Genomic DNA, 15,115 nt, shown 5'->3' with positions numbered 1-15,115 from the left:
TTAAGTGTTGTTAAGAGGCTGAAAAGTAACTGATCACATCTAAACTGTTATAGCTGACCGGAAAAGCTTGCTGCTGACGGAGCTGTTCTTGACGTTTGGTAATGCCGCCATTAGCTAGCGACTCAGGGCTTTCTGCGAGGTTAAAGTTAAAAACGCGAAAGGTATCCGGCACACCCCAAGGTAACGTAATAGTTTGCGGATTACCGAGAAAGCGGGGAAAATCACTATAGATTGCGGCCAGAAAACCCATGGCGAGTGGCTCAATCAGGCGATGCAGACGTTCGTATTGGGTTCGAGCAACTAAATTACCGACTTGCAAATAACGTTCAAGTTCCGCATCGGTTGGCTCGTCACTCAGTTGCATTCCATCTGCTTCGAACCAAGCTTGTTGTTCAGGGTATTTTTCCAATAGTTGTCCTAAAGCGCGCTTGGCGTTTGACATCGTTTCAACGGGTAGTAATTGGTCTAAACGGGTGGCGATGCCGTCACTGCCTAAGTCATCATCGAAGGCATCATTTAAGGTGAAGACAAACAGCGACCCATTTTGACGGTAATAACCGGTTAACGGTAGATCAAATTGAATTTGTTGGTCATGATCGATGAAACTAACAATCCCATTAAATTGGTGGGTATTTTCATTGATACTGTTGAGGACGACTTCAAGATCTAAATCTGGGGTGATCATAAATAACTCATCTAGTTCAATGTCTAGGACCCGAATGAGGGTATTCAATTGACTGAATGAAATACTTTTAGCGCGCCCATCAATAATTTTGACCAGTGCTTTCTGGTTGATACCGGTCATAGCGGCTAGTTCTTGGTTACTGATCGTGCGATCCAGTAGAATCGTTTTTAACTGCGATTGAATCATAAGTAAACACTCCTTTAATTTGGTTGGTGTTAAGCTGTGACTGAGTTAGATTTAATACGCAGTGACGAATCACTGTCCCTTTATACTCAATAGTTACGCAAAACAACGGTGGTCAATTTAAATTGGCAATCAATGATCTCTTTTCCTAAGTGACTGAACGCCATAGGTCGTGGTGGTTAGCGGTCTGTTGATGGAATTTAACTGACACCGTGGTGTCGACTTTTTACAGGGTTAAAAAAGCGTTGAATTTTAGTTGTTGGGCCCAACAGCGACCCTAAACAATGTTAAAATACATACAGGAAAGCGATTTAAATATTTTTTTAAAGGGGTTATGTCGGTGGATGCCAAACAATTATCAGCACGGTTAGCAACGGTAGGAGCGTTTGTACCGCAGGGTGCCCGAGTGGCCGATATTGGCTCGGATCACGCTTACTTACCGGCTAATTTAGCTTTAAATCAGCGAATTGAGTATGGTGTTGCCGGTGAAGTGGTCAAAGGACCCTTCGAAAACGCGCAGCACGAGATTCAAAAATTACATTTGACCGCTTGTCTCGTCGCACGATTGGCGGATGGCTTAGCGGCGATTCAGCCGGCCGACCGGATCGATACGATCACGATTGCTGGCATGGGTGGTCCATTGATTCGCCATATTTTAGCGGCTAAACCGGCTGCGTTAGTCGGCGTCAAACGGTTAGTTTTACAACCCAACGTGGGTGAGGCGACCGTCAGAGAGTGGCTAGCGGCCAATCAGTTTAAGATTACGGCTGAACGAATCTTGGCCGAAGATGGCCACACGTATGAAGTGATTGTGGCGGATAAAACAGCGACAACGATACATTATACGGCCACTGAACAGTTATTTGGGCCATTTTTAGGACTTGAAAAGTCTCCGGTCTTTGTGGCGAAGTGGCAACGAGAACTTGAGCGGGCTCAAACTGCGGTGGCTCAGATGCAACAAGCAAAAGTCGCCCCGACCGAACATTTAGCCGCGGCGCATGCCAAAATTAAATTAATCGAGGGAGTCTTAGCGGATGTTGGCAAATGAGTTGATTCAGCGTTTTGAACAATTTGCACCATTAAAATTAAAGTGGGATCGTGACCCCAGTGGGCTACAAATTGGTGACCGGCAGCAGGAGATTCATAAAGTGTTAGTGACCTTAGATGTACGACCAGAAGTGGTTGATGAAGCTATTAAGGTTGGGGCTGACATGATCTTTGCCCATCACCCAGTAATGTTTCGGCCGGCAAATAACTTAGACTATCAAGAGCCACAAAAAGCCATGTACGCTAAAATTGCGGCCCATCATATTCTGGTCTATGCGGCGCATACTAATTTGGATAGTACGGATAACGGGATGAATGACTGGTTAGCCGCAGCTTTGCAATTAAAGCATGTTACGGGACTAGTTCCAGGTTATCATGCCGATGCGGTTAAGATGACGGTCATCGTGCCAACGGATCAAGTTGAAGCGGTTCAAGAGTATCTGACTAACACCGCTAAAGCTAAATTGGATCGTTATGCCTTTAATTCTGGTGAACAATTCAGTGTAGATATTTTACAAGACCAAGTCACCAAGGCCGTCGCGGGCATCAATCAATTTGTCAGCGCTGATCGTTGGGATTATCAATTACAACCACTGGTTAGTGGTGGCCATCAGTACAGCATGGGTCGAATCGGTGATTTAGCGCAACCAATGACGGTGAGTGCATTCGCCGAGCAATGCAAGTCGACCTTTAAGATTGGTGGGTTGCGCCTAATTAGCCAGCATCCAGATGACTTGATTCAACGGGTTGCTATTCTTGGTGGTGACGGGGGTAAATTTTATCCCACAGCCTTAGCACAAGGTGCCCAAGTTTATGTGACTGGCGACGTTTACTACCATACGGCACATGACATGTTGGCAGCTGGCTTGTCCGTTGTTGATCCTGGCCATCATATTGAAAGTATTTGTATTCCTAAGTTAACGGCGTTATTTAAACAATGGCAGGCTGAGAATAACTGGCAATTGGCGGTTGTGGCTTCAAATGTGAATACGGATCCGTTTACATTTATTTAAATGATACGAGGAGGAATTACCATGGCAAAGTATCCAAATTTAATTAGTGACTTTTTAACGTTCGTTAAGGTGAATAGTCGTTCCGACGAGAACTCAACGACGGTCCCATCTTCACCACGTGAAACGGCATTTTTAAAGCAGTTGATGACTAAATTAACTGCTTTAGGATTGAGTGACGTGCATCAAGACCCCCAAAGTGCCTATGTCTTTGCGACCTTACCGGCAAATACGACTGCGGATGTGAAAACGTTAGGGTTTATCTCACATATTGATACCGCCGATTTTAACGCGGAAAATATCCAACCCCAAATTGTTGAAAACTACGATGGTCAATCGATCATCAAATTGGGAACCAGTGGTTATGAACTAGATCCTAAAGTATTCCCACATTTGAAAAACTATGCGGGCCACACGTTGATTACCACGGATGGGAACACCTTGCTGGGCGCTGATGATAAGTCTGGGGTTGCGGAATTATTTAGCGTTGCCGAATACTTGTTGGCACATCCAGAGGTTAAACATGGGACTGTCCGCTTTGGTTTTGGACCGGATGAAGAAATCGGGACAGGCGCCGACCACTTTAATGTGGCTGATTTTAATGCGGATTTTGCTTATACGGTTGATGGTGGTCCGTTGGGTGAATTGGAATATGAGACCTTTAATGCCGCGCAGGCGGAAGTCAACATTAGTGGTGTCAATGTCCATCCCGGTGAAGCATACGGTATCATGGTCAATGCATTACAACTAGCCGTTGATTTTCAAAATGCGTTGCCTGATGATGAAGTTCCAGAAAAAACCAAGGGTCGCGAAGGGTTCTTCTTCCTATTAGCTTTGGATGGGACCGTTGATCATGCTAAGTTGACTTATATCATCCGTGATCATGATCGCGCTAACTTTGAAGCCCGCAAAAAATTGTTTAAAGCCGCTGCGGCTAAAATCAATGAGCGGCTAGGTGTTGAACATATTAAGATTGACATGAAAGATCAATATTACAATATGCGTGAAATTATCGAAAAAGATATGACGGTCGTTGAGTTAGCTAAACAAGCCATGGAAAAACTGGACATCGCGCCAGTCATCGAACCAATTCGTGGCGGGACGGATGGGTCTAAAATCTCATTTATGGGCTTACCAACACCGAACTTATTTGCTGGTGGTGAAAACATGCATGGTCGTTTCGAATACGTTTCCGAACAAGTGATGGCTCAAGCAGTCGATGTTGTCCTACAAATTATTCAAGATAACGCACAACAAACTAAATAGTTGGCAAAGTTGGTCATTCGTTATATAATGCAATGGTCAATAAAGGTCAAACTTTAATTGGCAGCTTAATGAGCTGCCTTTTTGCTAACCTAAATTTGAGGGGGTTATCGTTTATGAATCCAGAACAATTTACAGAAAGTCTACAACAGGCGCTAGCAGAAGCGCAACGAATCGCCCAAACTCGGCATCATCAAGAAGTTGGGGTGCCACATCTATTTAAATTCTTAACACAACCGGGTGAACTAGTCCGACAAATTTTCAGTGAAGCTGGGGCTGATTTAGATCAGTTACAAGTCGAACTTGATCGTGAGCTCGATGATATCAGTACCGTCAGTGGTGGCAACGTGCAATATGGTCAGAGTTTTAGTCAGAGTTTAGCCACCTTGATGCAGACCGCGGATGACAAACGGAAATCCTTGGGCGATGATTTTCTAGCCACGGATACCGTTGTGCTCGCGTTAATGGCTCAAACTGGCGATCAGTTAACCAAGTATTTGACTAAACAAGGGATCACTGCCGGTCAAATTAAGAATGCGGTTGAACGGATTCGTGGTGGTCAGCGGGTGACTTCACGTAATCAAGAAGATCAGTATCAAGCTTTAGAGAAATATGGGGTTGATTTGGTCAAGGCAGCACGTCAAGGCAATCAAGATCCAGTGATCGGCCGTGATGAGGAAATCTTGGATGTCATCCGAATTTTGTCACGCAAAACGAAGAATAATCCGGTCTTGATCGGTGAACCAGGTGTTGGGAAAACGGCGATCGTTGAAGGCTTAGCCCAACGGATCGTTCGTGGCGACGTGCCTGAAAACTTAAAAAACAAGACCCTTTTCTCGCTGGATATGGGGTCATTGATTGCCGGAGCCAAGTACCGTGGGGAGTTTGAAGAGCGTTTAAAGGCCGTTTTGAAGGAAATCAAAAAGAGTGATGGTCAGATCATCATGTTCATTGATGAAATTCATAACATTGTTGGTGCGGGTAAGACAGAAGGCAGCATGGATGTGGGGAACTTGTTGAAACCAATGCTGGCGCGAGGCGAGTTACATTTAATTGGTGCGACGACTTTAGATGAATATCGGCAGTATTTGGAAAAAGACAAAGCGCTAGAACGGCGGTTCCAACGGGTTCTAGTTGCCGAACCATCCGTCGAAGATACGATCAGCATTTTACGTGGACTCAAAGAACGCTTCGAAATTCATCATGGCGTTCGTATTCATGATAATGCGTTGATTGCGGCAGCCAAATTGTCCGATCGTTACATTACGGATCACTTTTTACCTGATAAAGCGCTAGATTTGATTGATGAAGCGTCCGCTGAAATTCGTGTTGAAATGAATTCTAACCCGACGGAATTGGATCAAGTTAATCGCCAATTGATGCGGTTAGAGGTTGAAGAAGCTGCACTTAAAACGGAAACCGATGATGCTTCTGTAAAACGCTTGGCGGACTTACAAAAAGAACTTGCCAGTGCCAAGGAAAAGCAACGGGCACTCGCGGAACGCTGGGCTGCTGAAAAGCAGAGTTTGAAGGCACTGAGCGATAAAAAGTCGGCCTTAGATCAAGCTAAGCATGCTTTGGAGACTGCTGAGAGTAAGTATGATTTAGAAGCAGCGGCCAAACTCCAACATGGAACGATTCCTAAGTTGACCGCGGAATTGACCCAGATGGAAGCCAACGATCATCATGAAGATTGGCTCGTAGAAGAATCAGTGACGGCGGATCAAGTGGCTAATGTTGTTTCACGAATGACTGGAATTCCGGTGAATCGGTTAGTTGCGGGTGAACGTGAAAAATTATTGCACTTAGCGGCTAATTTGCACAAACGCGTGGTTGGTCAGGACGCCGCAGTGAACGCGGTGTCGGATGCGGTTTTACGGTCACGAGCCGGACTGCAAGATCCTAACCGTCCATTGGGGTCATTCATGTTTCTCGGACCAACCGGGGTCGGGAAGACTGAACTAGCCAAGGCGTTAGCCGAAAACTTATTTGATGCGGATGATCATATGGTGCGCATTGATATGAGTGAATACATGGAGAAAGCCTCAGTCTCACGGTTGGTTGGGGCCGCACCGGGTTATGTTGGTTATGAAGAAGGCGGCCAGTTAACAGAAGCCGTCCGGCGTAATCCTTATTCCATCGTGCTTTTCGATGAAATTGAGAAGGCTCATCCAGACGTGTTCAACATTTTACTGCAAGTGCTCGATGATGGCCGTTTGACGGATGGTCAAGGTCGCACCGTTGATTTTAAAAATACGATTTTGATTATGACGTCAAACTTAGGTTCCGAGTTGTTATTGGCCGGTGTGGATGACAAAGGTCAGTTGTCTGATACGACCCATCAGCAAGTCATGCAATTGGTTCAGACCCATTTTAAACCAGAATTCTTGAACCGAATTGATGATATTATCATGTTTACACCATTGACATTAGCTGCGATTGAACAAATCGTGGTCAAGTTGATCGACCGATTATCGTCGCGGCTACAAGACCGTGAAATTACCCTTAAAATTTCTGATGAAGCGAAGCAGTGGCTCGCTAAACAGGGCTATGAACCAGCCTATGGGGCGCGGCCCTTACGGCGTTTCATCACCAACAATGTGGAAACACCGTTGGCTAAGGAGATCATTGCGGGTCGTGTGACACCAAAATCGACCGTTAAGATCAATTTGTTGGATGATCATTTGGTTTTTGAAAATGAAAAAACAGCAACTCAAGCTGAACAAGCTTAAGCGACGCGACTGACGGTCAAACTAAAAAAGGTTCCTCTGCAATGCCTATCATTGCAGGGGAACCTTTCGTTTAGTAGAACTTATTTGTTTTCTGAACCTTTAAAGGGCATAGAATGATTGGTAATCAATGAAATGCCGTTAACCACAATTAAAGCAAATACCGCAGAAATAATACCGATTTCACCAAAATTGTAAGTCATGGTTTCCAAAGCACTACCGATATAGCCAATGACTTCGCCAAAAAGGACACTCCAAAAAATAATCACGAGTTGTTTCGTCATCTTCTAACACCTCCCAATGAAAGTAATTTTAGCACAATCGACCAGAAAAGCAATTGCCTTATCACTGCTTTATGGAACAAGGGTTTGGTATAATATGATTAATGAAATTAAAGAAAGGAGTCGTGGACATGCAGGTCATTCCGTTACAAGTGATGAGTACTTTCAGTTTGTTACAAAGTACAAGCACGGTCACCGAACTGGTCCAAGCGGCCAAGCAACAAGGCTATCCAGCGCTAGCTTTGGCCGATGTTGATGTCATGTATGGCATTGTTGACTTCTATAATGCTTGTCGTCAAGCTCAGATTACCCCAATTCTGGGGATCACGCTAGAGTTAGCAGGGAGTCAGTTAACTGAGCAAACGTTTAAACTCGTGGTGTTGGCTAAAGACTGGTCAGGCTATCAAAATTTGATGCAACTCTCGACACTGAAACAGACTGCCGCAGCGGGGACCCCGTTGACGGTGACCGCAATTTTGCCACATTTAAGTCATCTGATTGTCATAACGCCAGCTAAAGACAGTGAATTAGCAGCGCTTTTGTTACAAGATCAACCTGACGTCGCCGCAAGCTGGTTAAAGGTTTTGCAAGCAAATTGTGATCCGGATAGTTTGTATCTAGGTGTTTCACTGGATCAAGCCCCCGCTTTTCGAACAACTTTGGTTAGTTTTGCAGGCAGTCAACAGTTACCGATTGTGGCGCTAGATCCCGTTGATTACGTGTTACCAACCGACTATTTTGCCGTTTCGGTGTTACGTGCGATTGAGAGTGGGCAACAAATTGACCAACCAGAAAATCTGCAAGGCATTGCTGGGTCACATTATCTAAGACCAGCGACTGAATTGACTACGGCGTATGCGCAGCTCCAACTCAGCGCAGCCGTTGAGGCCACCGCGACCATTGCCGCTGCCTGTCAGGTCACGTTGGTCTTTAAAAAGCCACAGTTACCTCGCTTCCCAACGCCTGAACAACAACCGGCCAATCAATATTTACGTCAATTATGTGAACAGGGCTTAAAGCAACGTTTACAAGCCTTGCCGACCACGGTCGATGCTACCCCTTATCACGAGCGGTTAGATCGGGAGTTACAAGTCATTGATCAGATGGGTTTTGATGATTATTTCTTGATCGTGTGGGATGTCATGAATTATGCGCATCGTGCTGATATCACCACGGGGCCGGGCCGAGGCTCAGCTGCTGGTTCTTTAGTCGCTTACGTTTTACAGATTACGGATGTTGATCCTTTACAATATGGATTGTTATTTGAACGATTCTTAAATGCCAAACGGGCGAACATGCCGGATATTGATCTAGATATTCCAGACAATCGTCGTGAACAAGTTTTAATGTATGTTCATGACAAATACGGCCATGACCGGGTCGCACAAATTATCACTTTTGGGACGTTGGCCGCGAAGCAGGCGTTACGAGACGTTGGCCGAGTCTTTGGGCTGTCGACCTTTGAAATGAGTGACTGGAGTGCGGCGATTCCGAATCAACTGCATATTACGCTAGCACAAGCTTATCAAGACTCACGGCGGTTACAAAATTTAGTCGCGGATTCAAGCAAGAACCGATTGCTATTTGAAACGGCCCAACGAATCGAGGGATTACCCCGGCATTACTCGACCCATGCTGCCGGAGTGGTGTTAAGCCAAGTGCCGTTAATTGAAATCGTCCCTTTACAAGCTGGTAGCGAAACCATGATGATGACACAGTATACGAAAGATACTGTCGAAGCCGTTGGACTGCTGAAAATGGACTTTTTGGGCCTGCGAAATTTGTCGTTATTGGCAAGTGCCTTACACTATGTCCAACGACAAACTGGACAGCCATTAGCGATTACCAAAATTGATCTCAATGACCCTGAAACGTTAAAATTATTTCAGGCCGGCGATACGACGGGCGTTTTTCAATTCGAATCAGCCGGTATTCGTAATGTTTTGCGTAAACTGCATCCTGATAATTTTGAACTGGTTGCGGCGGTCAATGCGTTGTATCGGCCGGGGCCAATGGAAAATATCGATCATTTTATTGCGCGCAAACAGGGAACAGAACCCGTGACCTATCCGGCACCAGAGCTACAACCGATTCTTGGACCAACTTATGGTATTTTGGTGTATCAAGAACAAGTCATGCAAGTGGCGGCGGTCATGGGTGGTTTTAGTCTTGGTGAAGCCGATTTATTGCGGCGGGCGATGAGTAAGAAGAAGAAGCAAGTCATTGACAAGATGCGGCAACAATTTATTGATGGCGCAGAAAAGCAACATTTTTCTGCGGCAGTAGCGACACAGGTCTACCAATATATTGAGCAATTTGCGAACTATGGGTTCAACCGTTCACATGCGGTTGCTTATAGTAAAATGGCGTTTGAGCTCGCTTATTTGAAAGTTCATTATCCGGGCGCATTCTTCACTTCACTGATGAATTCAATTTTAGGCAATGGCACTAAATTAAAGCAGTATCTGGCTGAAGCCAAACAACATCACGTTAAGGTCGTTCCGCCAGATATTAATGTCAGTGGCGCTTACTTTGATTGGAATGGGCAGGCCATTACGTTTGGATTGAGTTCCATCAAGGGCTTGCGACGTGATTTTATCGCCAGCTTATTAGCAGAACGTCAAGCGAATGGCCCTTTCAAAAACTTACAACAATTGATGCAACGCTTGGATGCCAAATGGCTGAAAGCAGATCTGATGACCGCCTTGATCTATGCGGGGGCCTTGGATCATTTTGGCTTGAATCGTGCGGAGTTGTTGACCAGTGTTCCAGAATTGATGTCTAGTGCGGAACTGGCCGGCAACAGTGTGAGCTTGTTTGCCTCATTGGCACCCAAAATCAAAAAGCAACCAGAGTTGCCGTTAAGTGAGCGTTTAGCCAAGGAATCAGAGGTTTTAGGCGCTTATGTTTCTGGCCATCCAGTGGAAGCTTACCAATGGTTAGCACAGCAACAGCACACGACCATGGTCAGTGCGCTCACCGCTGAACAAACTGTTAAAATATTGGTCTACATTACTAAGATTCGCGTAATCCGCACCAAGCGTGGTCAGCAGATGGCCTTTGCTACTGGCAGTGATTTATCTGGCGAAATCGATCTCACGATTTTTCCGACAACTTACCAACGGCTTCAAGCGAGTTTAAAGACCGATAGTATTGTCCTGATTAGTGGTAAAGTCGAAGTACAGCGGGGACTACAAGTCATTGTGAACCAATGGCAACTCGCAGAAAGCTTTCCAGCACCAACCGGACAACTTTTTCTGCGGCTGACCGCTACGACTTCGACACCAGAGATCCAACGAGAAGTTTTAAAATGTTTGCGCGGATTTAAGGGGCCAAATCCAGTCTTAATTTATTCCAGTGTGGCCCACAAGACAGTTGAACTAAATTCACAGTATTGGGTACAAGATAATGCGGAAATGGTTGGAGCGCTTACAAACCTATTAGGTCGCGATAATGTTGTCATGAAAAGCGAAATCCCTTGATGTGACGGCGTTTTTAATCGGTGTTATTTTCAAAAAATAACAGACAATTTTTATGAAAAGTGTTAAAATCACTTATGGAGTTACGAACTCAATTTATTGCCTGAGGTGAAAAAATGAAACGCATTGGTATTTTAACCAGTGGCGGCGACGCTCCTGGTATGAATGCGGCTGTTCGTGCGGTTGCTCGCAAAGCAATGGCCGAAGGGTTAGAAGCATACGGCATCAATTACGGCTTTGCCGGATTAGTTGCTGGTGACATTCATAAAATAGAATCAGTAGATTTAGACGGTGTGGTCGGTGAAGGTGGAACGTTACTTTATTCTGCTCGTTACCCAGAATTCGCACATGTCGAAGGTCAATTGAAAGGGATCGAACAACTGAAGAAATTCGGGATCGATGCCTTGGTCGTTATTGGTGGCGATGGGTCTTATCATGGGGCCTTGCGTTTAACTGAACATGGCTACAACACAATTGGTCTTCCTGGGACCATTGATAATGATATTCCATTCACTGATTTCACGATTGGTTTCGATACGGCAGTGAACACTGACGTTGAGGCCCTCGATCGGATTCATGATACAGCTCATAGTCATGACCGGACTTTCGTTGTGGAAGTTATGGGTCGTGGCGCTGGTGATGTTGCTTTGTGGGCTGGCGTTTCTGCCGGTGCCGATGAAATCATCGTTCCTGAACGCGATTGGGATATGGAGAGCGTTGCTAACAAGATCAAACACAACCGGGCTAACGGTCATCGCAGCAATATTGTTGTTTTGGCAGAAGGCGTCATGGGTGCGGATGAATTTGTTAAGAAGTTATCACAATATGGTGACTTTGACGCGCGTGCCAACACGATTGGCCATATGCAACGTGGTGGCCGTCCATCAGCTAAAGACCGTGTCATGGCCAGCAAGATGGGCGCCTACGCTGTGGAACTCTTACTTAGCGGTAAGGGTGGCCTAGCCGTTGGGATTCAAAACAACCAATTAGTGACCCACAGCATGTTGGATCTATTTGATTCAAAACATGTGACGGAAGCTTCATTGGCTAAGTTGAATGACGAAATCTCATTCAGCTAACTCGTTTCTTACTAATTTGATAAAAATGACGTAAATGTCTTTTTATAAAAACTTTCAAGGGAGAGATTTTTCTTATGAAGAAAACCAAGATTGTTTCAACACTTGGTCCTGCCAGCACCGATACTGACACTATTGTTAAATTGATCGAAGCCGGCGCAAATATTTTCCGCTTTAACTTCTCGCATGGTGATCATGCAGAACATTTGGATCGTTTAAACAAGGTTCATGAAGCTGAAAAGATTACGGGTAAGACTGTTGGTATCATGCTTGATACTAAGGGTGCTGAAATTCGGACAACTGTTCAAAAAGATGGTAAGTCTGAATACAAGATCGGTGATAAGGTACGTATTACCATGGATGATTCACTTGAATCAACCAAGGATAAAATTGCCGTTACCTATGATGGCCTATTTGACGATGTTCATGTAGGTGGTCATGTCCTCTTCGATGATGGTTTATTAGACATGAAGATCGACGAAAAAGACGAAGCTAACCGCGAATTGGTTACCACTGTTCAAAACGCCGGTGTATTAGGCTCACGTAAAGGTACTAACGCTCCTGGCGTTTCTATCAACTTACCTGGGATTACTGAAAAAGACTCAGACGATATTCGTTTTGGTTTGGATCACGAAATCAACTACATTGCTGCTTCTTTCGTTCGTAAGCCACAAGATGTCTTAGACATCCGTGAATTACTTGAAGAAAAGCATATGGAACATGTTCAAATCTTCCCTAAGATCGAATCACAAGAAGGTATCGACAATGTCGATGAAATTCTTAAGGTTTGTGATGGTTTGATGGTTGCTCGTGGTGACATGGGTGTTGAAATTCCTGCTGAAAATGTGCCTTTGGTACAAAAGAGCTTAATCAAGAAATGTAACGCTTTGGGTATGCCAGTTATTACTGCCACTCAAATGCTTGATTCAATGCAAGAAAACCCACGTCCTACTCGTGCCGAAGCATCTGACGTTGCCAACGCTGTCTTTGACGGTACTGACGCAACGATGCTTTCTGGTGAAAGTGCTAACGGGCTTTACCCAGTTGAATCAGTTGCTATGATGGCTAAGATCGACCAAAAGGCTGAAAACACTTTGGCTGAAAACGGCAATTTACAATTAAACCGTTTCGACAAGACTAGTGTTACTGAAACCATTGGTATCGCCATTGCGCGTGCTGCTAAGAACCTTGGTATCAAGACGATTGTTGCTGCGACTGAATCTGGCTACACGGCTAAGATGATTTCGAAGTACCGTCCAGATGCTGATATCTTAGCAATTACCTTTGACGAACGGACTCAACGTGGCTTGATGGTTAACTGGGGTGTTCAACCAATCGTGGCTGACAAACCAGAAACCACTGATGACATGTTTGATTTGGCTGCTTCAAAGGCCGTTGAACTTGGCTTTGCTAAGGAAGGCGACTTGATCTTAATCACTGCCGGTGTGCCAGTTGGCGAACGCGGTACGACTAACATCATGAAGATCCAATTAATTGGTTCTCGTTTAGCTGATGGCCAAGGTGTCGGTGACGAAACTGTCATTGGCAAGGCTGTTATTGCAACTTCTGCACAAGAAGCTATCGACAAGGCCGTTGAAGGTGGCGTCTTAGTTACTAAGACCACTGACAAAGACTACTTGCCAGCAATCGAAAAGTCTAGCGCTTTGATTGTTGAAAATGGCGGTTTAACTTCACATGCTGCTGTTGTTGGTATTTCAATGGGTATTCCTGTCATCGTTGGTGTTAAGGATGCTACAACGGTTATCGCTGATGGTCAATTGATCACGGTTGATTCACGTCGTGGGATTGTTTACCGCGGTGCTTCAAACGCCTTATAAAATTCATTTAAAATTGAATTTGAAAAGTCGTCGCTTAGCGGCGGCTTTTTATATACATAACGATATTGCGATGACTTATGCTGAGCATATTTGTGGGCATTCCTCGCTATCTGAGGCGTTTTCGGTTACAATTAATAACACGTGAGGTGTCGTATGGAAAGCTGGCTATTTTTATTAGCAATTTTATTAATTGCATGGCTGGGTAAGAACCAGTCGCTACAGATTGCCACCGTGGTGGTCTTGGTGATTAAATTGATTCCCAACACAAGCAAATTATTGACCACGATCGGTCAAAAGGGTATTAACTGGGGTGTCACGGTCATTACCGTGGCTATCCTGATTCCGATTGCCACTGGTCAAGTTGGATTTCGTGATCTCTGGCATGCGTTCAAATCGCCGGTCGGTTGGATTGCAGTGGCCTGTGGTGTGTTGGTCTCAGTCTTGTCGTTTCATGGCGTGGGCTTACTCAATGCCTCACCAGAAATTACTGTAGCCCTTGTTTTTGGAACCATCATGGGTGTGGTATTATTACGTGGCATCGCTGCCGGGCCAATTATTGCGGCCGGCATTACTTATTGCATTATTCAAGTCTTACATTTAAGTTTGCAATAATTTAAAGGAGTTAACTATGGAAGCTAGTATTATGGGAACCGTGGTCACTGCAAAAGTGACCGATGAAAATGATGACGCCTATTTTGTTCAAGTCAATGGACAGACTTTATGGGTCGACAAACAAGAACCTGAGAAGCCATTGCATATTGGTGGTTTATACGAAGGATTCGTTTATGAAAATGAAAACCATCAAGCACAAATGACCCGTCATATCCCCGAAATTTCGTTTGAAAATTATGTCTGGGGAACCGTCGTGCGGACTCGGCATGATTTAGGCGTGTTCGTAGATGTTGGCTTACCTAACAAGGACTTAGTCGTGTCTTTAGATGAGCTACCAACTTTGAGTCGGCTATGGCCGAAGAAGGATGACCGCTTATTGGTCAAACTAGATCGTGATAACAAACAACGCCTTTGGGGAACCTTGGCGGATCAAACGGTCTTTACCGATATGGCAACGCCTTATGATCGTGATCAAGTTAAAAACGCCGACACTCAAGTAACGGTTTTTCGGCTAAAGATGGCTGGAACTTCGGTTATTACCGATGATGGTCACTTAGGTTTCGTGCATCCTTCTGAACGTGATCAAGAGCCACGCTTGGGTCAACATATGAAAGCGCGTGTGATTGGTCATTTGCGTGATGGTGAATTAAACCTTTCTTTGAAACCACGGGGCTACGAAGAAATTGGTGATGATGCTCAAATGTTATTAGCTGCGCTGCAACATCAAGCTGATCATACTTTACCATTTTGGGATAAAAGTGATCCTGAAGATATTCGGACTTACTTTAACATTAGTAAAGGACAGTTCAAGCGGGCCGTGGGTAATTTATTGAAGCAACGGCTGATCAGTCAGCAACCAGGTGAAATCAAATTAACTGAGGTTAATGATGACGAAGCCGACGATTAATCAAA

11 protein-coding genes are annotated in these 15,115 nt (G+C 44.8%); 9 read left to right on the top strand and 2 right to left on the bottom strand.

The window, feature by feature from the left end:
* Positions 1-10 precede the first annotated feature (10 nt).
* Complete coding sequence (locus RA086_RS07440) at positions 11-871, bottom strand: helix-turn-helix domain-containing protein (protein ID WP_308703205.1); 861 nt, start codon at positions 869-871, stop codon at positions 11-13.
* Between the two features lie 337 nt (positions 872-1,208).
* Between RA086_RS07440 and RA086_RS07435 the strand changes: the two genes are divergently transcribed.
* From RA086_RS07435 to clpB, 4 genes are all read left to right on the top strand, one after another.
* Positions 1,209-1,916, top strand: coding sequence for a tRNA (adenine(22)-N(1))-methyltransferase (locus RA086_RS07435; protein ID WP_308703204.1), 708 nt, complete (start codon positions 1,209-1,211; stop codon positions 1,914-1,916).
* Complete coding sequence (locus RA086_RS07430) at positions 1,903-2,928, top strand: Nif3-like dinuclear metal center hexameric protein (RefSeq protein WP_308703203.1); 1,026 nt, start codon at positions 1,903-1,905, stop codon at positions 2,926-2,928. Before RA086_RS07435 ends, RA086_RS07430 begins: the two co-directional genes overlap by 14 nt.
* Positions 2,929-2,949: 21 nt before the next feature.
* Positions 2,950-4,191, top strand: a complete 1,242-nt coding sequence (gene pepT, locus RA086_RS07425) for a peptidase T (RefSeq protein ID WP_308703202.1) — start codon at positions 2,950-2,952, stop codon at positions 4,189-4,191.
* A gap of 113 nt (positions 4,192-4,304) precedes the next feature.
* Positions 4,305-6,920: an ATP-dependent chaperone ClpB gene (gene clpB / locus RA086_RS07420; RefSeq protein WP_308703201.1), complete on the top strand. Its 2,616-nt coding sequence runs from the start codon at positions 4,305-4,307 to the stop codon at positions 6,918-6,920.
* Between the two features lie 80 nt (positions 6,921-7,000).
* Here clpB and RA086_RS07415 read toward each other — a convergent pair whose 3' ends face one another.
* The gene (locus RA086_RS07415) at positions 7,001-7,201 is read right to left on the bottom strand and encodes a YjzD family protein (protein ID WP_308703200.1); all 201 of its coding nucleotides are present in this window, start codon (positions 7,199-7,201) and stop codon (positions 7,001-7,003) included.
* A gap of 128 nt (positions 7,202-7,329) precedes the next feature.
* On the opposite strand from RA086_RS07415, the gene dnaE reads away from it, so the two are divergent.
* The 5 genes from dnaE to RA086_RS07390 all read left to right on the top strand — a co-directional run bounded on the left by dnaE (position 7,330) and on the right by RA086_RS07390 (position 15,110).
* A complete protein-coding gene (gene dnaE, locus RA086_RS07410) occupies positions 7,330-10,680 on the top strand; it encodes a DNA polymerase III subunit alpha (protein WP_308703199.1) in 3,351 nt (1,116 codons plus the stop codon).
* Between the two features lie 113 nt (positions 10,681-10,793).
* On the top strand, positions 10,794-11,756 hold the full coding sequence (pfkA, locus tag RA086_RS07405; protein WP_308703198.1) for a 6-phosphofructokinase: 963 nt from the start codon (positions 10,794-10,796) through the stop codon (positions 11,754-11,756).
* Between the two features lie 74 nt (positions 11,757-11,830).
* Positions 11,831-13,591: a pyruvate kinase gene (pyk, locus tag RA086_RS07400; protein WP_308703197.1), complete on the top strand. Its 1,761-nt coding sequence runs from the start codon at positions 11,831-11,833 to the stop codon at positions 13,589-13,591.
* Positions 13,592-13,744: 153 nt separating this feature from the next.
* Positions 13,745-14,203, top strand: coding sequence for a DUF441 domain-containing protein (locus RA086_RS07395; protein ID WP_308703196.1), 459 nt, complete (start codon positions 13,745-13,747; stop codon positions 14,201-14,203).
* Positions 14,204-14,219: 16 nt separating this feature from the next.
* Positions 14,220-15,110 (top strand): CvfB family protein, encoded by an 891-nt coding sequence (locus tag RA086_RS07390; protein ID WP_308703195.1) that lies wholly within the window; start codon positions 14,220-14,222, stop codon positions 15,108-15,110.
* Positions 15,111-15,115: the final 5 nt, after the last annotated feature.

Source organism: Lactiplantibacillus brownii (genome assembly GCF_031085375.1).
In the GTDB taxonomy this organism is placed as follows: Bacteria; Bacillota; Bacilli; order Lactobacillales; family Lactobacillaceae; genus Lactiplantibacillus; species Lactiplantibacillus brownii.
Note: the sequence above shows the minus strand (reverse complement) of the source record. Positions and strands in the feature narration are given on the sequence as shown.